The 20,490-nt window shown below is 71.3% G+C and carries 19 protein-coding genes; 13 read left to right on the top strand and 6 right to left on the bottom strand.

Translation table 11 applies throughout. From position 1 onward, the window contains the following. The first annotated feature begins 23 nt into the window (after positions 1–23). Both FHU30_RS33980 and FHU30_RS33975 read left to right on the top strand, forming a co-directional pair. On the top strand, positions 24–1,235 hold the full coding sequence (locus tag FHU30_RS33980) for an MFS transporter (protein ID WP_253881631.1): 1,212 nt from the start codon (positions 24–26) through the stop codon (positions 1,233–1,235). Between the two features lie 214 nt (positions 1,236–1,449). Next, on the top strand, positions 1,450–2,694 hold the full coding sequence (locus FHU30_RS33975; RefSeq protein ID WP_253881630.1) for a cytochrome P450 family protein: 1,245 nt from the start codon (positions 1,450–1,452) through the stop codon (positions 2,692–2,694). Positions 2,695–2,734: 40 nt separating this feature from the next. Here the strand turns inward: FHU30_RS33975 and FHU30_RS33970 are convergent, their stop codons facing one another. Beyond that, positions 2,735–3,358 (bottom strand): GNAT family N-acetyltransferase, encoded by a 624-nt coding sequence (locus FHU30_RS33970; RefSeq protein ID WP_253881629.1) that lies wholly within the window; start codon positions 3,356–3,358, stop codon positions 2,735–2,737. Positions 3,359–3,591: 233 nt separating this feature from the next. On the opposite strand from FHU30_RS33970, the gene FHU30_RS47365 reads away from it, so the two are divergent. The 5 genes from FHU30_RS47365 to FHU30_RS33945 all read left to right on the top strand — a co-directional run bounded on the left by FHU30_RS47365 (position 3,592) and on the right by FHU30_RS33945 (position 7,189). Next, positions 3,592–4,512 carry a helix-turn-helix domain-containing protein gene (locus tag FHU30_RS47365; protein WP_253881628.1) on the top strand — a complete coding sequence of 307 codons (921 nt, stop codon included), beginning with the start codon at positions 3,592–3,594 and terminating at the stop codon, positions 4,510–4,512. An 83-nt stretch (positions 4,513–4,595) separates the two neighbouring features. After that, entirely contained in the window at positions 4,596–5,189 is a 594-nt protein-coding gene (locus tag FHU30_RS33960; RefSeq protein WP_253881627.1) for a dihydrofolate reductase family protein, read from the top strand. Then, positions 5,186–6,106, top strand: coding sequence for an NAD-dependent epimerase/dehydratase family protein (locus FHU30_RS33955; RefSeq protein WP_253881626.1), 921 nt, complete (start codon positions 5,186–5,188; stop codon positions 6,104–6,106). The genes FHU30_RS33960 and FHU30_RS33955 overlap by 4 nt, the downstream gene beginning before the upstream one ends. Positions 6,107–6,146: 40 nt before the next feature. Next, on the top strand, positions 6,147–6,677 hold the full coding sequence (locus tag FHU30_RS33950) for a VOC family protein (RefSeq protein ID WP_253881625.1): 531 nt from the start codon (positions 6,147–6,149) through the stop codon (positions 6,675–6,677). 80 nt (positions 6,678–6,757) lie between these two features. Continuing rightward, a complete protein-coding gene (locus FHU30_RS33945) occupies positions 6,758–7,189 on the top strand; it encodes a MerR family transcriptional regulator (protein ID WP_253881624.1) in 432 nt (143 codons plus the stop codon). On the opposite strand, the gene FHU30_RS33940 is transcribed toward FHU30_RS33945, so the two are convergent. Further along, positions 7,149–8,144 carry an aldo/keto reductase gene (locus FHU30_RS33940; RefSeq protein ID WP_253881623.1) on the bottom strand — a complete coding sequence of 332 codons (996 nt, stop codon included), beginning with the start codon at positions 8,142–8,144 and terminating at the stop codon, positions 7,149–7,151. The genes FHU30_RS33945 and FHU30_RS33940 overlap by 41 nt on opposite strands. A gap of 103 nt (positions 8,145–8,247) precedes the next feature. On the opposite strand from FHU30_RS33940, the gene FHU30_RS33935 reads away from it, so the two are divergent. From FHU30_RS33935 to FHU30_RS33915, 5 genes are all read left to right on the top strand, one after another. Further along, a complete protein-coding gene (locus FHU30_RS33935) occupies positions 8,248–9,258 on the top strand; it encodes an aldo/keto reductase (protein WP_253881622.1) in 1,011 nt (336 codons plus the stop codon). 255 nt (positions 9,259–9,513) lie between these two features. Continuing rightward, a complete protein-coding gene (locus tag FHU30_RS33930) occupies positions 9,514–10,266 on the top strand; it encodes a peptidoglycan recognition protein family protein (RefSeq protein WP_253881621.1) in 753 nt (250 codons plus the stop codon). Between the two features lie 375 nt (positions 10,267–10,641). Continuing rightward, positions 10,642–11,493, top strand: coding sequence for a HalD/BesD family halogenase (locus FHU30_RS33925; protein ID WP_253881620.1), 852 nt, complete (start codon positions 10,642–10,644; stop codon positions 11,491–11,493). 4 nt (positions 11,494–11,497) lie between these two features. After that, entirely contained in the window at positions 11,498–12,367 is an 870-nt protein-coding gene (locus tag FHU30_RS33920) for a class I SAM-dependent methyltransferase (protein WP_253881619.1), read from the top strand. Next, positions 12,364–14,157, top strand: coding sequence for a choline/carnitine O-acyltransferase (locus tag FHU30_RS33915; protein ID WP_253881618.1), 1,794 nt, complete (start codon positions 12,364–12,366; stop codon positions 14,155–14,157). The genes FHU30_RS33920 and FHU30_RS33915 overlap by 4 nt, the downstream gene beginning before the upstream one ends. 76 nt (positions 14,158–14,233) lie before the next feature. Here FHU30_RS33915 and FHU30_RS33910 read toward each other — a convergent pair whose 3' ends face one another. Continuing rightward, positions 14,234–16,000, bottom strand: a complete 1,767-nt coding sequence (locus FHU30_RS33910; protein WP_253881616.1) for an MFS transporter — start codon at positions 15,998–16,000, stop codon at positions 14,234–14,236. Positions 16,001–16,216: 216 nt separating this feature from the next. On the opposite strand from FHU30_RS33910, the gene FHU30_RS33905 reads away from it, so the two are divergent. Then, positions 16,217–16,723: a MarR family winged helix-turn-helix transcriptional regulator gene (locus FHU30_RS33905; protein WP_253881615.1), complete on the top strand. Its 507-nt coding sequence runs from the start codon at positions 16,217–16,219 to the stop codon at positions 16,721–16,723. 76 nt (positions 16,724–16,799) lie between these two features. On the opposite strand, the gene FHU30_RS33900 is transcribed toward FHU30_RS33905, so the two are convergent. Genes FHU30_RS33900 through FHU30_RS33890 form a run of 3 tightly spaced genes read right to left on the bottom strand, consistent with a single transcriptional unit; the run spans position 16,800 to position 20,472 of the window. After that, positions 16,800–18,926, bottom strand: coding sequence for a xanthine dehydrogenase family protein molybdopterin-binding subunit (locus tag FHU30_RS33900; RefSeq protein WP_253881614.1), 2,127 nt, complete (start codon positions 18,924–18,926; stop codon positions 16,800–16,802). Continuing rightward, positions 18,923–19,918, bottom strand: a complete 996-nt coding sequence (locus tag FHU30_RS33895; protein ID WP_253881613.1) for an FAD binding domain-containing protein — start codon at positions 19,916–19,918, stop codon at positions 18,923–18,925. Before FHU30_RS33895 ends, FHU30_RS33900 begins: the two co-directional genes overlap by 4 nt. Continuing rightward, positions 19,915–20,472 carry a (2Fe-2S)-binding protein gene (locus FHU30_RS33890; protein ID WP_253881611.1) on the bottom strand — a complete coding sequence of 186 codons (558 nt, stop codon included), beginning with the start codon at positions 20,470–20,472 and terminating at the stop codon, positions 19,915–19,917. Before FHU30_RS33890 ends, FHU30_RS33895 begins: the two co-directional genes overlap by 4 nt. Positions 20,473–20,490: the final 18 nt, after the last annotated feature.

The following is a 20,490-nucleotide window of genomic DNA, read 5'->3' as shown; positions in this document are numbered from 1 at the left end:
GGCCGCGTGCAACGTTCCTAGGTATGACAGTGGCGTCAGTTCAGCGGAGCCGGTACCGGGACGCGTGGGCCGTCGGCGAGTTCCGCGCGATCTTCGCGTCGTTCGTGATCTCGATGCTCGGCACCGTGGTCGCCGAGCTGGCGCTGACGGTGCTGGTGTACGGGCGCAGCCGGTCACCGCTCCTGGCGGCGCTGGTGTTCACGGTGGGCTTCATGCCCTACCTGCTGGCGGGCACGTTGCTGTCGTCGCTGGTCGACCGCCTTGCGCCGCGGCGGTTGCTGGTGGTGTGCAACCTGCTGTCAGGGACGGTCGCGGCGCTGATGGCGGTTCCGGCGGCGCCCGTGCCGGTCCTGCTGGTGCTGGCCTCCCTGCTGGGGCTCATCGCCCCGGTGTTCGCCGGGACGCGCGCCGCGACCATCGCGGACGTGTTGCCCGACCACGCCTACGCGCCGGGACGCAGCCTGCTGCGCGTGGTCACCCAGGGCGCGCAGATCGCCGGGTTCGCGGTCGGCGGCGCGCTGCTCACGGTCATCTCCCCCAGCGGCGCGCTGCTGGTGAACGCGGCGTGCTTCGTCACCTCGGCGGCGGTGCTGCGGATCGGCACGCGGGAACGGCTCCCGCACGCCGACGCCCGTCCGCCGCTGCTGCGCGACTCGCTGTCGGGTTTGGGACAGGTCTTGAGGTTCCGTCCGGTCGGCCAGATCCTGGCGATCGCGTGGGTGCTGCCGATGCTGGCCGCCGCGCCCGAAGCGCTGGCGATCCCTTACGCGCGCGAACTGCACGCGGGCAGCGTGCAGACCGGACTACTGATGGGCGCGCTACCCACCGGGTTCGTGCTCGGGGAAGTGCTGATCACCTGGCTGGCGAGTCCGGCGCTGCAAGTGCGGTGGGTCGCCGCGCTCAACATGGTGATGTTCGTGCCGCTGCTGGTGTACGTGATGCGTCCCTGCCTGGTCGTCACGCTGCTCGTGCTGCTGACCGCCGGGGTCGGCGGGGCGCAGCACCTCGGCCTGGACCGGCTGCTGCTGGCCACCGCTCCGGACGCGCTGCGCGCCCGCGCGCTGGCGCTCCAGGCGGCCGGCCTGATGTTCTGGCAGGGCATGGGGTTCGCGCTGTCGGGGGCCGTCGCCGAGATCGTCCCGCTGCATCTGGTGGTGTTCGGGGCCGCGGTGGTCGGCGTGGTCGCGGCGTTCCTGATCACGCGGGGACTCCCCCGCTCCGTCCCGGCCGACTGATCTGGACGGGGTTTTTAAGGCATCCAGCGACCGAATGCAAGAGGAATTGCGGCCACGAGCGGCCAGGCACGGGACTGCGCGCGTTGTTTTCGATGAATGCGCTGGTGACCCTTGCTGCAAAGGCGCGTGACCACTTTCGCCCATGCCGCCCGGCGCGGCCTTCTGATAAACCCTTGATCACCGTTCGCGCGCCGGACCAGGAAAGGAACGGCAAATGACGCCGGTCACCCCGCCCGCGGTGCATCACCTTCCCGCCGACTTCACCTCGATGTTCGACCCCTACCCGCTCATGGAGCGGATCCGGGACGCCGGGCGGGTGCAGCGCGTCGGCAAGCCCGGCATGGGCGAGTTCTGGGTCGTCACCGGCTACGAGGACGTGCTGACCGTCCTGACCGATGCCCGGTTCAGCACCCGTCCGCCGACCGGACCGCGGCCCGGCGAACCAGCCGAAGGCGCCGCCGGCGGTGAGCGGAGCGTGCTGGAGGTCAGCCTGCTGTCCACCGACCCGCCCGACCACACCCGGCTGCGGCGGGCGGTGTCGCGGGTCTTCACCGTCCGGCGGGTCGCCACGCTTCGGCCCCGGGTGAAGGAGATCACCGGCCTGCTGCTGGACGAGGTCGCCCCCACCGGGCACGCCGATCTGGTCGCCGACCTGGCCTTTCCGCTCACCATGGCGGTGATCTGCGAGCTGCTGGGCGTGCCGCTGGAGGACCGGGACGCCTTCGGACGCTGGTCCATCGCCCTGGTGCTACCGCCGAACCCGCCGGAGGTGCTGCGCTCGGCCGAGCACGCGCAGCGGATGCTGACCGGCTACTTCACCGACCTGATCGCCCGGAAGCGCGCCGCCCCGCAGGACGACCTGCTCAGCGACCTGGCCCGTCCGCGCCCGTCCGCCGAGGGGCTGTCGGACCGCGAGCTGCTCGGCATGGCGATCCTGCTGGTGCTGGCCGGGCACGAGACCACCGTCAACCTCGTCGGCACCGGCATCATGACGCTGCTGCTGCATCCCGACCAGCTCGCCGTCCTGCGGGACGATCCGGACCTGCTGCCCGCGGCGGTCGAAGAGCTGATCCGCTACACCGGCCCGATCGGGACGGGCCTGGCCCGCTTCGCCACCTGCGACCTCGACCTGGCCGGAACCCGCATCCGCCGCGGCGATCTGGTCGTCACCTCCCTGGCCGCCGCCAACCGCGACCCGGCCCGCTACAGCGCGCCGCACCGGTTCGACATTCACCGCAGCCAAACACCGCACGTCGGATTCGGCCACGGCATCCATTTCTGCCTCGGCGCCGCCCTCGCCCGCCTCGAAGCGGAAGTCGCCATCGGCACGGCCCTGCGCCGCCTTCCCGACCTCGCCTTGGCCAAGCCCGCCGAACAACTGCGCTGGCGGACGTCGTCCCTGCGCGGACTCGCCGAACTTCCGGTCACCTTCACCCCGTCCGGAACGACGGTTCGGTGAACGGCCTTCGTCAATTGCCGGCGTCCCGCCGGGAGGTGTGTCAGGGCCGGTAGACGCATTCGGCCAGGGTGGCGTGCTTCTTCCAGCCGAGCGTCTGGTACAGCGCGCGTCCGGCGTCGGTCGCGCCGAGGACGCCCAGCACCGCGCCCCGGTCCACGGCCTCGTCGGCGAGCGCGCGCATCACGAAGCCGCCCAGGCCGCGCCGCCGATGCGCCTCCTCGGTCCGCACCCGGTCCACCACCACGGCCTCGCCGAGGACCGCCATCTGCCCCTTGGCCGCCGGCTCGCCCGCCGCGTCCAGCACGCGCAGGTGGACGACGCCGTCCAGAGACTCCACGGTCACGCTGTACCCGTCGGGCGGACGCGGCGCGGTGGCCGCGAGGTCCAGGGCCATCAGGTGGCCGGCGTCCTCCCAGGCCATCACCCAGCCCGGCGACAGCCACGGCTCGACGTCCTCGGGCTCGGCGGGCATCTTCATCCAGGTCCGCGAGTCGGTCACCGAGGCGGCGGCGCGCCGGACCAGCTGCTCCTCGGCCTCGGGGAGGACGTGGCGTCCCACCTCGGCGGGGTCGTCGGCGACGTCGATGTAGAAGCCCCAGGGATGCGCGACCGGCGGAGGCGTCCGCCGCGACCTCGCCCAGCCCGCCACCCATGTTCCGACCATGTCCGCGACCATCGCACCCCTTCCCCTGCGAACCGCACCAGCGGCCACGTCATGAGCACCAGGCGACATCGCACCTTACAAGATCGCCTCGAATCGGGCATGTCGCGGCATCACGGACCCGAGGGCGAGCCGTCGTAGTTACTCACGTGAGTAAGCTGTTACCTGGACGAGTGAGATCGCGTTCGAGGTGGCCTCGCCGAGGGTGCCGGCGAGCGAGCAGCGAGGACGGGTGCGTGAGCGGTCGGAGACGGGAGCAGACCATCCAGGCGCCGCTGCCTGCAGGCGAGGCCGCGTCCGCCCTGGAAGCCGACACCGGAGTAGTGCGGTCCTACGTCGAGCGGCTGCCGGAACCGGGGTTGGCGGCGCTGGTGCAGACGGTCTGGGTGCACCGCACCGAGGACGTGCCCTACGTCCAGCGCCGCCTCCCCGCAGGCGGCGTCGACCTGCACTGGCCGCTCGGCGGCGAGCCGCAGCTGCTCGGTCCGCTGACCGGCCCGGCTCTGGACATCGTCCCGGCCCGTACCACCATCGTCGGGATCCGGTTCCGCCCCGGCAGCAACCCGCTGCTCCCGGTCGCCCCGGCCGAACTGCTTGACCAGTGGGTCACGCTGCGCGAACTGGGGCACCGGTGGGTGGACCAGCTCGGCGAGGCCATGATGAACGCGCCCACCCCCGAAGCGGCCCTCGCGCTGCTCCAAGCCCGCCTGCTGCAGGAGATGCGTGCGGCGCCCGGACCGGATCGGCTCATGGACGAGGCGGTCCGGTTGCTGATGCCCTGGCAGCGGGCCGAGGTCGGCGTCCTCGCCTCGCACCTGGGACTGTCGGCCAGCCAACTGCGCCGCCGCTGCCTGCACGTGGTGGGCGTGTCCCCGAAGGTGCTCCAGCGGACCCTGCGGTTCCAGGGCTTCCTGGCGCTGGCCCAGGCCGCGACCACGCCGCTCGGCCAGCCGGGCGCCGAATCGATGGCCGGGTTCGCGACCGATGTCGGCTACGCCGATCAGTCCCACCTCACCCGGGAATGCCTGCGCCTGGCCGGTGTCACGCCCAGCGCCCTGTTCGGCGGCGAAGTCGACCGCTGCCTGCGCGAACACGACCACGCCGCGTCCTACCGCTCCTTCCTCGCCTCCCGCAGGACGCCACGGCGGCGGCTTTGACGCATGCGCGATTCGTTCAAGACGAACCGCCGCGCCACCTCATAGCGTCACCGTGTGCCTGATCACCCACGGAAGGCCGGCTCATGAGCAAGGTCATCACAGCGCTGTCGGTTTCCGTCGACGGCTACATCACCGGCCGCGACCCCGGTCCGGGACGCGGCCTCGGCGACGCCGGGATGCTGTTCGACTGGTACTTCAGCGGCGACAGCCCCAGCACGGTGTTCAACGGGTTCACACTGAGCGAGCCCAGCGTCCGCGTCTTCGACGCGCTCGCCGCCCGCATCGGCGCCACCCTCTGCGGCCGCAACACCTACGACGACTCCGGCTGGGACGGCGGCGGCACCCCGCACCCGGACGCGCCGCTGGTCGTGCTCAGCCACCGCCCGGCGCCGCAGGACCACGCCCGGCAGACCTTCGTCAGCACCGGTATCAAGGACGCCCTGGCCGTCGCCCGCGACCTGGCCGGCGGCAGGGACGTGGCCCTGATGGGCGGAAGCGTGACGACCGAGGCGTTGGCGGCCGGGCTGGTCGATGAGGTGGTGCTGCACCAGGTGCCGATCCTGCTCGGCGCCGGCCGGCCGTTCTTCCAGCCCCTGCCCGCGCACGTCCGGCTGCGGCTGCTCGACGCGGTCACCGCCCCGGACGTCACGCACCTGCACTACGAGGTGACCCGATGATCCTGGTGACCGGCGGCCTGGGCATGATCGGCGCGCAGACCGCGTGCGCCCTGACCGACCTCGGACGCGACGTCGTCGTGACCGCCCACGGGCGCACCGAGGTCCCCGCGTTCCTGACCGATCGGGTCGTGGTGGAACCGCTGGACGTCACCGACCGGGACGCCTTCCTCGCCTTGGGATCGCGGCACTCGATCAGCGACATCGTCCACCTCGCCGGCAGCGTCCCCGGCGCAGACCCGCTCCCCTACTTCCGCACCGACACCGCGGGCCTGCTCAACGCCCTGGACGCCGCACGCCAGTGGAAGGTGCGCCGGTTCGCGGTCGCGAGCAGCCTCGGCGCCTACATCGGCCGGCCCGAAATCCCCTGGCACGAGGATCTGGAAATCCCGGCCGTCCAGGTGCCGCATCCGATCATCGCGTTCAAGAAGGCCGTCGAACCTCTGGTCACCAACGCCTTGCAGGGCACCGGCGTGCATCCGGTCGTGCTGCGGATCGGCAGCACCTGGGGACCGCTGATGGACCCCGCGTCGCCCTTCAACCCGATCCCGCCTTACATCAGTACCGTCCTGCGGGGCGAGCAGCCGGCGCCGCTGTACGCCGACGACGGCGGGGACCTGTGCTACGCCCCCGACACCGGACGCGCCATCGCCTCGCTGATCGCCGCCGACACCTTGGCGCACGACACCTACAACGTCTCCAACGGCACCCCGTACACCGGGCGCCAGCTGGTCGAGGCCGTCCAGGCCGCCGTGCCCGGCGCCCGGCTGCCCTTGCACCCCGGCCGCAGCAGCGGAACCGGCCCCGACCCCTACCTCGACATCACCCGCCTGGTCGCCGACACCGGCTTCGTCCCGGCCTACGACCTGCACCGCGCGGTCGCCGACTACGTGGACTGGCGCGCCGACCATGCCCGCTGACCAGCGATCCCGTCCCACCCCACTTGGTAAAGGAGAAAGCATGCTCGACCCCGAAGACGCCGCAGCACGCCCCGCGTCAGCCCCGTCCCGCACCGACCGCAAGCCCTCGGATCAGCCACCGGGGCCGGGGTCGCGCATCCGCCGCTTCGACCACGTGGGCATCACCGTCGCGGACCTGGCCGCAGCCACGGAGTTCTTCGTCCGGCTCGGCCTGGAGGTCGTAGGCGCGCCGATGGCCGTCGAGGGCGAGTTCCTCGACACCGTCATCGGCATCCCCGACTCCCGCACCCAGATCGTGATGCTCGCCCCGCCCGGGGGCGGCACCACGCTGGAGCTGTCCAGCTTCGACCGTCCCGACCACCGGCCGGGCCTTCCCGACGCCATGGCCAACGAACTCGGGTTGCGCAACGTGGCCTTCGAGGTGGACGACCTGGACGCGGCGCTCGACCAACTCGCCGCCGACGGCTACGGCCTGGTCGGAGGCGTCGGCCAGCACGAGCAGTCCTGGCGGATGGCCTATGTGCGCGGCCCGGAAGGCATCATCGTCTCCCTAGCCCAACGCGTCGGCTGAGGAGGCGGGGAGCTTGTGCCGGGGCGAGCGACGCGTCGCGCCCTTGACTTAGAGCGCACTCCAGGCAGAATGCTGATCTCGTGACGAACCATGGCCTGACCATTGCCGATGCAGCCGCGCGCACCGGCCTCACCGTGCACACGCTGCGCTACTACGAGCGGGACGGGCTGCTGCTGGGCGTCAGCCGGGCCGAGTCCGGGCACCGCCGCTACACCGAGCACGACCTCGACTGGATCGACCTGATCAGCAAGCTGCGCGCCACCGGCATGCCGATCCGCGAGATCCGGCGCTACGCGGAGGCCGTCCGCAACGGCGCCGGGAACGAGCGCGAGCGGCTGGAGCTGCTCGCCGCGCACCGGGAGCGGGTGCGCCGGAACCTCGCGGAGGCGATGGAGCACCTCGCGGCGATCGACCGCAAGATCGATTACCACACCGGCGCCATCGCCACCTGCGAGGGTCCCGACACCGCGCTCAGTGAGCCTCGTCGAGCCGCCGCCGCTGATCGTCGGTGAGGTCGAGGTCGACCGCCGCCAGCGCCTCGTCCAGCTGCGCGAGCGAGGAGAAGCCCGCGAGCGGCACGGCGGGCAGCTCGCCGCCGATCATCCAGGCCAGGACGACCTGGTTCCGGGTCGCTCCGGTCTCCCGCGCGACCGCGTCGAGCGCGGCCAGCCGGTTGGTCGTCCCCCGGTGGTCGAAGGCCTCGTCCAGCGGCTTGTCCTGCCGGGCGTAGGCGCCGCCCAGGAGCGGTGAGTAGGCGACCAGGGTGGTGCCGGCCTCGGCGCGCACATAGCTGAGGATCGAGCCGTCCGCGGTGCCGAACTCGCCGTCCTGGCCGAAACGCGGGTCCGGGATGTCGGTCCGCATCCGCAGGTAGCTGTGCTGGTACTGGAACACATCGGCCCGGGCCGCCCCGGAGGCGTCCGCCAGCCGCCGCGCCCGCTCAAGCTGCCAGGCCCAGAAGTTGCTCAGCCCGAGCAGGCCCACGGTGCCGTCCGCGACCAGCTCCCCGAACCCGGCGACGGTGTCGGCGAGCGGGGTGCCGTGCCACATGTCCGGGATGTGCGCGTAGTAGAGGTCGATCCGGTCGACGCCGAGCCGCTCGCGGCTGCGGTCGGCCTGCTCCCGCAGGACGGCTGGGGCGAGGCCTTCGGCGTGGTCGGCGAGCCGGGTCGCGGGCTTGGTCGGACGGCCCCCGACCTTGGTGGCGATCACCACCTCGTCGGTGACGCCGCGGCTGCGCCGCCAGCGGCCGAGCAGCGCCTCGCTCTCACCGCCCTGGGTCCCGTTCACCCAGTACGCGTAGTTGTTCGAGGTGTCGATGAACGAGCCGCCCGCTTCGACGAACCGGTCCAGGATCGCGTACGACGTCGCCTCGTCGGTCGTGGTGCCGAAGCGCATCGCTCCCAGCGCGAGGGCACTGACGGTGCGGGCGGTCGCCGGGTCGGATCCGATCGTGGTGTAACGCATGCGTAGAACCTTCCGACTTCGCGCGCGCTCGAAGTCAAGTCTTGGCCATCGTCCCGTTTCCGAACTTGCGTCGGAGCGCACTCCAGCTCCTAGGTTCGACTGCGTGCGATACATCAAGCTTGGAACGACCGGACTGGAAGTCTCCGCCATCACCCTCGGCTGCATGAGCTTCGGCGAGCCGGGCCGGGGCGGGCAGCCCTGGTCGCTGGGCGCGGACGCCGGCCGGGACATCATCAAGCAGGCCCTTGAGGGCGGCGTCAACTTCCTCGACACGGCCAACGGGTACAGCGCCGGAAGCAGCGAGGAGATCGTCGGGCAGGCGGTGAAGGACTTCACCCGGCGCGAGGAGGTGGTCCTCGCCACCAAGGTCTGGATGCGGATGCGTCCCGGCCCGAACGGCGGCGGGCTGTCCCGCAAGGCGATCTTCGCCGAGCTCGACGCGTCCCTGAAGCGGCTGGGGACCGACTACATCGACCTGTACCAGATCCACCGCTGGGACTACGACACCCCGATCGAGGAGACCCTTGAGGCGCTGCACGACGCGGTCAAGTCGGGGAAGGTCCGCTACATCGGAGCCTCGTCCATGCACGCCTGGCAGTTCGCCAAGGCCCTGTTCCTGGCCGACCTGAACGGCTGGACGCGGTTCGTGTCGATGCAGGACCACTACAACCTCATCCACCGGGAAGCCGAGCGGGAGATGTTCCCGCTCTGCGCCGACCAGGGCATCGGCGTCATCCCGTGGAGCCCGCTGGCGCGGGGCAGGCTGACGCGGCCCTGGGACGCCGCCACGGCGCGTGCCGAGACCGACCCGGGCGGCACGTCCCTCTACCGGGACGAGGACCGGACCGTGGTCGAGCGCGTCCACGAGATCGCGGGCAAGCGGGACCTGTCCCCGGCCCAGGTCGCCCTCGCCTGGGTCATGCGCAACCCGGTGGTGTCCTCGCCCATCGTCGGGGTCACCAAGCCGTCCCAGCTGGCCGACGCGCTGGCCGCGGTGGACGTCGAACTCGACGAGGACGAGGCCGCCTACCTGGAAGAGCCCTATCGCCCGCACGAGGTCGCCTACCTGGAGAAGTCCTACTACAAGTCGCCCCCTGCGACGGGCTCCCGGTAGTCCGGGCCACCGCGGGGACGGGTTCCGCCGGGCGGGGACGAGACCCAGCAGATCATTCAGCAGATCTCAGGACTTCTGGCAATCCTGGTCGGTAACGTGGTTCGCCGGTACATGTCGCCGCGTAACGGCGGCGACACATCGGGTAACAGCACTCCCGGAAACTTCACCCCGAACGCCGATGACCCCACTGCCGACGTGTCGCTCCCGTCCCCTTTCGGGACCGATGCGGAGGCCCTCGTCGTCAGGAGCCCGCCCGTGAAGCTGATCCACCGCGCCCAGTGGGGCGCCCGTGCCCCCAAGAACTACACCCGCCTCGCCAGTACCAAGGGCGTGAAGGTCCACTACGTCGGCGAGACCATCTCCCCCGCCCTGACCGACGACCACGACCGGTGCACGGCACTGGTGAAGTCGATCCAGCGCGACCACATGGACGGCAATGGCTGGGCCGACATCGCCTACAACGCGCTGGTCTGCCCGCACGGCTACGTCTACGAAGGGCGTGGCCCGCACCGCCTGTGCGCGGCCAACGGCCCCGGTCTCAACACCGACCACTACGCGGTGTGCGGCCTGGTCGGCGACAAGGGCCTGGTCGTCCCGTCGGACGCGATGCTGAACGGCCTCCGGGACGCGATCGAATGGCTCCGCGAGGCGGGTGACGCGGGCTCGCAGATCAAGGGGCACCGCGACGGCTACAGCACCTCCTGCCCCGGCGACCGGCTGTATGCCTGGGTGAAGAAGGGCGCGCCCCGTCCCGGCGGCAAGCCGACCCCACCCGGCAAGGCTCCGGCATGGCCCGGCGTCTACCTGAAGGTCGGCTCGACGGGCACCAGCGTCCGCACCTGGCAAGCACAGATGCACAAGCGCGGATGGACCATCACCGTCGACGGCGTCTACGGCGACGAATCCCGCCGGGTCTGCATCGCCTTCCAGAAGGAAAAGCACCTCAACCCGGACGGCATCGTAGGCCCGGACACCTGGCGCGCCACCTGGGAAGCCCCGATCGCCTAACCCGCCTCAAATGGGGCCCTTGCCCTGCCGCACCGTCAGGGCAAGGGCCCCATGATCGCGTCCAACACCTGCTCGCCCACGAAAGCCCCCAGCAACCGAGCTGCCCAGCGGACCTCGGCTGGGCGGGCGGATTTCAACCGGTCCTAAAGCTGCGCCATTGGAGGTCCGGAAAAGGGCGTCTCCGGGGCGGGACGTGATGTGGGACACAGGGTGGGAAAGGGAGGGCGCGGGGGGTGGGGCGGGTGGGGGTTGCCGTACTCGCAGGTCACGTGGCCCTGTGTGACGGCAATTTACAAGGGTACGAGCATAAATCGATCATCGAGTGATACTCATTCGGTGTGCTATGAATTTTCCTGGTCCGCAGAAAGGATCTTGATGGGCGCACCGATGGCTCGCACGGTCGACCAGGTCGTCGACACGACCCGCTATCCCCTGTCCGATCCGGCGCCGCTGATCGCCGGCGTCCGGCGCGATCTGGAGAATTCCGGCTGCAGCGTGCTGCCCGATTTCGTGCGCGGCCCGCTGCTCGGCGCATTGCGCGAAGAATGCGCCACGGCCGCTCCCCTGGCGCACTACGACGTCGAGACCGTCAACGTCTACAACATCGCCGCCGATCCCTCGCTCCCGGCCGACCATCCCGGACGCATCCCGTTCGAGCGCGGCAACGCCTTCGTTCCGCGCGACCGTATTCCTGCCGACTTCATCATCCACCGGCTGTATTGCGATGAGGTGTTCCAGCAGTTCATCGCGGCCTGCTTCGGGCTGCCCCGGGTCCACGAGCTTGCCGATCCGCTGTCGGGGCTGTGCCTCAACGTGGTCAATCCCGGGATGGAACACCCGTGGCATTTCGACACCAACGAGTTCACGGTGAGCATGGTGACGCAGCAACCCGATGAGGGCGGCGTGTTCGAATACTGCCCGGGTATCAGATCGGCCGAGGACGAGAATTTCACCGAGGTCCGCGACGTCCTCGAAGGGCGCGGCGGCGACGTCCGGCGCCTTTCGCTGCGGCCCGGCGATCTCCAGCTCTTCAAGGGACGCTATTCGCTGCACCGGGTCAGCGAGGTCCGGGGCGCGACACCGCGCCATTCGGCGATCTTCGCCTACAGCGAGCGTCCGGGCGTGGTCGGCAGCGTCGCCCGCACCCGGCAGCTGTTCGGCCGGGTGCTCCCCGAGCACCTGCGGGCCGAGGGCCGCGCCGTCCGCGTCGACCGGCTTCTGGACTGAGGCGATGTACACCGAGACCACGGGCGCCAGGCGCCCCCACGCTCCGGGTGCAACACGGACCGACGCCACGGGCAAGGCCTCGTTCGACCACATCTACACCGAGCCCGACCCGCGCGCTTACTTCACCACCCTGCGCGCGCTGGACTACCAGATCCCCCAGGCGGCCAAGCCGCATTTCGCGGCGCTGCTCCAGCAGTACCGCGAGGTCAGCGGGGTCGCGTCGCCGACCGTGCTGGACATCGGCTGCTCCTACGGCATCAACGCGGCGCTGCTGCGCTGCGACGTCACGATGGAGCAGCTGTACGAGCGCTACTGCGACCGCGACTTCTACACCCACGACTCGCTGCTGGCCCGCGACCGCGCGTTCGTCCGGGCCCACGACCATTCCGGCGGTGCGCGCTATCTAGGACTGGACGCCTCGGACAGCGCCCTGTCCTACGCGGTGGACGCCGGGTTCATCGACGCGGCGATCCACGCCGACCTTGAGGCCGGCGACCCCACCGAGCCGCAGCGCGCTCAGCTCGCCGAGGCCGACCTGGTCATCTCCACCGGATGCATCGGCTACGTGACCGAGCGGACGATCGCGCGGATCGTCCAAGCGCACGGCGGACGGCGGCCGTGGATGGCACACTTCGTCCTGCGGATGTTCCCCTTCGACCCGATCGCCGACACCCTCGCCGCGGCGGGCTACGACACCGTCCGGCACGAGGGCGTCTTCAAGCAGCGGCGCTTCGCCGGCCCGGACGAGCAGGCGCAGGTGCTGGACGCGCTGCACGGCGCGGCCGTGGACCCGTCCGGCCTGGAGTCCGAAGGCTGGCTCTACGCGCAGCTCTACCTCTCCCGGCCGCACCATCCAGAACGAGGACCGCAGTGAACACCACCCCCCGGACGTTCGACAACGAGGACACCCTGCCGCGCATCCCGGTCCCGTCGCTGGACGACAGCGGCCGGCGGTTCCTGGAGTGGTGCGCGCCGCTGCTGACCGCCGAGGAGCTGGCCGAGACCGAGCGCGAGCTCGCCGCGTTCCTCCGCCCGGACGGTCCGGGCCGCAGGCTGCACGCCGCGCTGGAGGCCTACGACGCGAGCGAGGGCGTGCACAGCTGGCTCGACACGTTCTGGCCCTACCGCTACCTCGGCCGCCGCGACCGCATCGCGCTCAACGCCAACTTCTTCTTCCTGTTCAAGGACGCCGCGGCCGGGCAGGTCGGGCGCGCGGCGGGCCTCATCGCGGCGGCGGTGAACTACAAGCTGCTGCTGGACGACGAGCGCATCCCGCCGATCGTCCAGCGCGGGCAGCCGCTGACGATGGAGCAGAACAAGTTCCTGTTCTCCACCACGCGCATCCCCGGCGCGGTGCAGGACACCGTCCGCGCCCCCTACAGCGACGCCAGTCCGGGCCCCTCCCCCGCCCGGCACATCGTGGTGTTTCATCAGGGCACCATGTTCCGGATGGACGTGATCGGATCGTCCGGCCGTCCGCATACCCTGCCGGAGATCACCGCCGGGCTGGACGCCATCCTGGCCGCGGACGCGCGGCCCGAGGCGTCGGTCGGTCACCTCACCACCGAGGCGCGCGCCGAATGGGCCGCCGACCGCGACGCGCTGCTGGCCGCGCACCCCTCCAACGCCGCCGCGCTCGACACGATCGAGACGGCGCTGTTCTGCGTCTGCCTGGAAGACCTCACCCCGCGGGACAACCTCCAGGCCTGCGACCAGCTGCTGCACGGCGACAGCGCCAACCGCTGGTTCGACAAGGCCGTCTCGCTGATCGTCTTCGCGGACGGCACGGCCGGCATCAACGTCGAGCACTGCGGCCTGGACGGGACCACCATCCTCAGCTTCGTCGACGCCCTGCTCGGCGCGCCGGCCGAGGAGCAGTCGGCGCAGTCCGGCGCCCAGCCGCAGGGCACCCCGGCGGTCGAGACCGTCGATTTCGTCCTTACCGACAAGCTGATCGACAAGATCCGGGCCGCGGACGCGTCGTTCGCCCAGTACGCGGCCGACACCGCGACGACCACCGTCTCGTTCGACGACTTCGGCTCGACGCGCGCCAAAGAGCTGAAGACCTCGCCCGACGCGTTCGTGCAGATGGCCTACCAGCTCGCGCACCGGCGCGCCAAGGGCTTCCTCGGCGCCACCTACGAGTCGATCGCGACCCGGCACCTGCGCCGCGGCCGCACCGAGGCGATGCGCGTGGTGACGCCCGAGGCCGTCCGGTTCGCGGACGTGATGGACGACCCGTCCGCCGACGCCGACACCCGCCGCGCCGCCTACCGCGCCGCCGCCGACGCCCACGTCCGGCGCGCCAAGGACAGCCAGGCCGGGCAGGTGCCCGAGCAGCATCTGTGGGAGCTCCAGCTGATCCAGAAGCGGCGCGGGGCCGAGCTGGGCGTGACCGAGCCGCTGCCGCTGTACGACACGCCCGGCTGGATCAAGATGCGCGACGACTACCTCAGCACCAGCTCGGCGCCGTCCACCAACATCCAGTTCTTCGGCTTCGGGTCGACGAGCCTGCAGTGCATCGGCGTCGGCTACGTCCTGCTGCCCGACCGCTTCAACCTCTACCTGTCCACGCCCCGCCCGGTGGCCGCCGCCATGCACGCCTTCGCCGACCACCTCAAGCAGGCCGTGGCCGAACTCCAGCAACTGCTGGCGACCCCCTGACGCGGGCGGTCCTTCCGGGTCTGTGCCGCGCCGTTCAGACCCGGAAGAACCTGCCCCGGACGTGGTCCGGCGTCCCTCACCCCCTGGGGGGTGCGGGCTCCTGGGCCACGGTGGCGGCCGGCGTAGCGACCGGCGCCGCCTTCTCCTGGAGTTTCGGCCCGCGCACCAGCGACACGAGCGCCGCCAGGAAGGCCATCACGGCGGCGGTGGCGAAGACGACCATCAGCGCGTGGTGGAAGGGCCCGGACAGGACGTGCGGGAAGAACGTGTTGCTCGACAGCGCGTGCACCTTGGACTGCGGCAGGGTGCTGAGCGGCGTCCCCGGCTGCAGGAGGCCGTGCATCGGGTTCACGCCGAGGAACGCCGCGAACAGGGCCGCGACCGGCGGCATCGCGCCGACGTCGTGCGCCATGCCGGACGGGACGCCCTGGGCCTCCAGGCCGGTGGTGAGCGAGTGCGACAGGCCTGCCGACAGGCCGATGATGATGAGGGTGAAGAACACCCCGATCGACAGGGTGTTGCCGGAGTTGGAGAACGTCGCCCGCATGCCCGAGGCGGCTCCCCGGCGGTTGGCCGGGACGCTCGACATGATCTCGGCGTTGTTGGGTCCGGCGAACATCGCCGCGCCCACGCCGCCGAGGAAGACCAGGACGGCGAACACCGGGTAGGAGAAGTTCACCGGGAGCGCCCACAGGCCCAGGGAGAACAGGCCGAACAGCGCCATCCCGCCCACGGTCAGCGCCCGCGCCCCGAACCGGTCGGAGATGATCCCGGCGAAGGAGCCGGTGATCAGGTACCCGAAGGTGAGCGGCAGCAGGAACAGGCCGGCCCACAGCGGGGTGTCCTCGAACTTGTAGCCGTGCAGCGGCAGCCAGATGCCCTGGAGCCAGATCACCAGCATGAACTGCATGCCGCCGCGCGAGATCGCGGCGAGGAAGCCGGAGATGTTCCCGGCGGTGAACGTGCGGATCCGGAACAGGCTCAGGTGGAACATCGGGTTGCTGACCCGGGTCTCGATCAGGACGAAGACCGCGAGCATGGCGGCGCCGCCGATGAGGCCGGTGAGCACCCACGGGTTCGTCCAGCCCATCGAGTGCGACCCGTAGGGCTGGATGCCGTAGGTGATGGCGACGAGGATCGCGCCGACTCCGGCCGCGAAGGCGATGTTGCCCCACCAGTCGATGCGTCCGCGACTGGAGGTGCTGATCTCGCGCAGGCTCCGGTAGGCCCAGACCGTGCCGATCACCCCGACGGGCACGTTGACCCAGAACACGGCGCGCCAGTCGACCATGGCGAGCAGGCCGCCCGCGACCAGGCCGATGAACTGCCCGGCGATGCCGGCCATCTGGTTGAAGCCGAGCGCCTTGCCGCGCTCGTTGGCGGGGAACGCGTCGGTGAGGATGGCCGCGGAGTTGGCGACCAGCATGGCGCCGCCGAACCCCTGGACCAGCCGCAGCAGGATGAGCCAGAGGGCGCCCGCGGACCCGGTGAAGGGATCGAGCGAGAGCGCCAGCGAGGTCAGGGTGAAGACGACGAATCCGAGGTTGTAGATCCGGACCCGCCCGAACATGTCGCCGAGCCGGCCGACCGTCACCACCGACAGCGACATGACCAGCAGGTAGCCCATCACCATCCACAGCAGGAACCCGATGTTCCCGGGGGCCAGCGGGTCCAGGTGGATGCCCCGGAAGATCGCGGGCAGCGAAATGATCACGATCGACCCGTCGAGGGTCGCCATGAACATGCCGATGGTGGTGTTGGACGAGGCGATCCATTTGTAGCGGTCGTCCCGCGCGCCGGACGATGCCGCCGCGCTTCCGGGGGGACGTGCCGGACTAGTCATTTCGACGCCCCTTTGTGTTCGATGACGCTCGATCAGGAAGGGAGTTCTTCGTTGGGGGGAGCTTCATTTGGGGGAGCTTCCAGGGCTCGACGACGGTGCTTGCGGCCCGCACCGGCACTGCGGGCGAGCCGGACGAGGCAAACGTCAGGGTGAGGATGTATCACCTAACCCGATTGTCAGCCTGCCTGACAGTATTCTAGTTGTATAGTTGTTGACGTGTCCAGCGAAGTCTCCGAAGAGCTCACCAGCCGCCTCGGCTACCTGCTCAAGAGCGCCTACCGCAGGCTGTACGAGGTCAACGCCGCCGCACTGGCCCCGCACGGCATCGACAGCCGGTCGCTCGCCGTGCTGCGGGTGCTGGCCGCCAAGGGGCCGATGTCCCAGCTGCAGGGCTCGCGCCTGCTCGGCATCGACCGCACCTCGATGGTCGAACTGCTGGACGCCCTGGAGGGCCGGGACCTGGTCACCCGCCATCCCGACCCGGCCGACCGGCGGCGCAACATCGTCGACGTGACCGACGAGGGCCGGGCGATGCTGGCCCATGCCGACCTCGACGCCGACGCCGCCGAGCGCGAGTTCCTCACCCCGCTCTCCGCGGACAAGATCCAGACCCTCAAGGAGCTGCTCCAGGCCCTCGTCCTCCAGGACTCCTCTCCCAACGGCGACGGCGGCCGGAGCCAGCACCCACCCGAGAAAGCCGCCTCCGGAGAGGCCGGCGCGTAGGGACCGCAGCATCCGCGGCCCTCCGAAGAAGCAGCACCTCTGGAAGGGCGGGACGCGGACGCGGAGGCGACGGCGGTTAGAGGAGGTGCTCGATGCGGATCGGCAGCTCGCGCATCCGCCGACCGGTCGCGTGGGACACCGCGTTCGCTATCGCGGCCGCGACACCGATGGCGCCGAGCTCCCCGATCCCCTTCGCGCCCACCGCGCTCACCCGCCGGTCGTCGTCCTCGACGAACGAGACGTCGACATCGCCGATGTCGGCGTTGACCGGGACGAGGTAGCCCGAAAGGTTCTTCGAGCGGAACCGGCCCCGGCGTGTGTCCAGCACCGACCGTTCCAGCAGGGCCTGCCCGCACCCCCAGGCGATGCCACCGATCATCTGGCTCCGCGCCGTCACCGGGCTGAGGATGCGTCCCGCGCCGAAGACGCCCACGCACCGGCTCATCCGCACCTGCCCCAGGTCGGCGTCCACCCGCACCTCGGCGAAGACCGCGCCGTAGGCGTTGCGCGACAGCTTCTCCCGCATGTGCTCGGCGGGGTCCCAGGTGGCCTCGGCCTCCAGCCGTTCGAGGCCCGCCGCGCGCAGCCCCTCCAGGCCGCCGGCCGCCTCCAGCTCGTCCCGCAGCCGCGTCGCGGCGAGCTCAACGGCCGAGCCGACGCTCAGCGCCGACATCGAGCCGATCGACGGGCTCGCGGCGGGCAGCAAGGTGTCGCCGTGCCGGACCCGCACCGTCTCGGCCGCCACCCCGAGCACCGGGCCCGCCACCGCCTGGATCGCGGCGGGCATGCCGGTGCCGATCTCCTGGATGGCGGTCTCCACGCACACCCGCCCGTCGGCCTCCATGGAGATCCGCGCCGAGGACAGCGCGCCGATGGAGTCCTTGCTCGCGGCGGCGACGCCCCAGCCGATCAGGTCGTGGCCGTCGCGCATCGAGCGGGGCTCGGCGCTGCGCCGCTCCCAGCCGAACCGCCGCGCGCCCTCGCGCAGGCAGCGGACGAGCGTCCTGGTGGAGAACGGCAGGCCGGTCATCGGCTCGTGCTCGGGCTCGTTGCGGATCCTCAGTTCCACCGGGTCCATGCCCAGCTCAGCGGCCAGCTCGTCCATCGCCGTCTCCAGCGCGAACAGGCCGATGCCCTCGCCGGGCGAACGCATCGCGGTCGGGTTGGGCCGGTCGACGCGGCGCACCCGCATCCGGGTCTCGATCGCCGGGCAGGCGTACAGCCAGCCGGTCGAGCGCGTGGCGCCCTCGACGTAACCGTCCTCGCGCGCGGTGGGGTGCGTGGAGTGGTGCCGGATCGCGGTGAGCGCACCATCCCGGGTGGCCGCGAGCGTGACGGTCTGCCGGTTGACGGGCTGATGGCCGGACAGGGTGAACATCTGCGCGCGGGTCAGCACGATCTTCACCGGACGGCGCACCACCAGGGCGGCCGCGGCGGCAAGAATCGTGTGGGACCAGATGTACCCCTTGGCGCCGAACCCGCCGCCGACATAGGGGCAAATGACCCGCACCTTCTCCGGGGGAAGCCGGAACATCCCGGCGAGCGTCATGTGCGTCAGCCGCAGCGCCTGCACCGAGCTGTGGACCAGCAGCGAGCCGGACTCGTCCCAGACCGCGAGCGTCGCCGACGGCTCGATCGGGTTGGCGTGCCGGTCGGCGGTGCCGTAGTCCGAGGTCACCACCACGTCCGCGGCGCGCAGGCCCGCCTCCACGTCACCCACGGACGCGTCGGTGGGCCAGAAGGCGTGGCCGCTCGCGGGCGTCTCGTCCGGCGCGTCCTCGAAGGCCAGCGGCGCCGCGGTGTCGGCGTACTCGACACCGACCAGCCCGGCCGCGTACCGCGCCTGCTCCCAGCTGTCGGCCAGGACCAGCGCCACCGGCTGCCCCTCGTGGCGGATCACGTCGTCGCGCATGGGCAGGCTGCCGTGGCCGAGCGGCGGCGACGGCAGTGGCTGCAGATCGGGCATGTCCGCGGCGGTGAGCACCGCGTGCACCCCGGGTGCCCGGACGGCCGCCGAGACGTCCACGGCGGCGACCCTCCCCACCGGAATCGTGGCGGGGACGAGCGCGGCGTTCAGCATCCCCGGGACGGTGACGTCGGCGGTGTAGCGGGCCGCGCCGGTCAACTTGTCAGGCCCGTCCGGACGCAGAGGGCCATCGGGGCTCGGTGGACTGGGCTGGTCGGGCGTGTCCAGGGTCGTCATGCCGCGCCTCCCGCCATCTGCAGCGCGCGGACAGCGGCGCGCTGGGCCAGTTCGACTTTGACGCCATTGCCGGGTGGGGGGTCCACCTGTGCGAAGGACCGCTCTACCGCCGCGCGCACCGCCACCGCATCCTGGACGGGGACCCCGCGCAGCGCCGACTCGGCCTCGGTCAGCCGCCAGGGCCGGTGCGCGACGCCGCCGAGCGCCACCCTGGCGCCGGCCACCGCGCCAGAGCCGTCAAGGACCACGGCCGCGGCGGCGGACACGACAGCGAACCCGTACGACGCGCGCTCCCTGACCTTGAGGTAGCGGGAAACCTCGCCGTCCGGAGGCGGTGGGATCACGACCGCCACGATCAGCTCGCCGGGCGGCAGCTCGTTGTGGCGCGCGGGCTCTTCGCCCGGCAGCCGGTGGAACTCCGCGACCGGGATGCGCCGCTCTCCCCGGTCGCCCACCGTGACCAACTCGGCGTCCAGAGCGGCGAGCGCGACCGCGAGGTCGGACGGCAGCGTCGCCACGCAGGACGGGCTCCAGCCGAAGATCGCGTGCGCGGACGTGTCGCCGGATTCGAGCGCGGCGCAGCCCGACCCCGGCACCCGCCTGTTGCAGCCCGTCCCGTCTTCCGCGCGGTAGTAGGGGCAGCGGGTGCGCTGCATCAGGTTGCCGCCGATGGTCGCCATGTTGCGGAGCTGAGGGGAGGCCGCCTGCAGCAGCGACTCGCGCACCACGGGATACCGGTCGCGGACGAGCGGGTGCGCGGCCACGTGGCTCATCTTGGCGACGGCGCCGATCCGCAGCCCTCCGTCGCCGGCGGCGGCCACCTCGCCGAGGGGCAGCCCGGTGATGTCGAGCAGCGTCCGCGGTGCCTCGATCCCGTCCTTCATCCAGTTGAGCAGCTCGGTCCCGCCCGCGAGGAGGTCCGCCCCCGGCTCGCGCAGCGCGGCGAGGGCCTCCTCCAGCGTGCCCGGCCGGGCATAGGCGAACGCCCTCATCGTCCCGCCTCCCTCTCGCGGACTGCTCCGGCCTCGCCGGTCGGTACGGACTCGCGGACCGTTACGGGTTCGCCGGTCGATGCGGACTCGCGGGCTGCTGTCTCGACGGCGTCGACGATCTGGGGGTACGCCGCGCAGCGGCAGAGGGTCCCGCTCATCCACTCCCTGATCCTGCCGCGGGAGGAGGCGTGGCCCTGGTCGATGCAGGCGATAGCCGACATCACCTGGCCGGACGTGCAGAAACCGCACTGCAGGGCGTCGGCCTCCCAGAAGGCCCGCTGGACGGGATGCATGCCGCCCTGGCCGTCCGACACGCCCTCGATAGTGGTGACCTGCCGGTCCTCGGCCGCCGCCGCCAGCGTCATGCACGCCAGGACCGGGTTGCCGTCGACCAGGACGGTGCAGGCGCCGCATTCGCCCCGGTCGCAGCCCTTCTTGGTGCCGGTGAGGCCCAGGCTGTCGCGCAACGCGTCCACGAGCGTGCTGCGCGGGTCCAGCACCGGATCGTGGGGTTTCCCGTTCACCGTCAGCCGCACCGCTCGGTCCGTGCTCACCCCGCTGTCCGTGGTCAC

The organism is Actinomadura rupiterrae, from assembly GCF_024172125.1.
Lineage (GTDB): Bacteria > Actinomycetota > Actinomycetes > Streptosporangiales > Streptosporangiaceae > Spirillospora > Spirillospora rupiterrae.
Note: the sequence above shows the minus strand (reverse complement) of the source record. Positions and strands in the feature narration are given on the sequence as shown.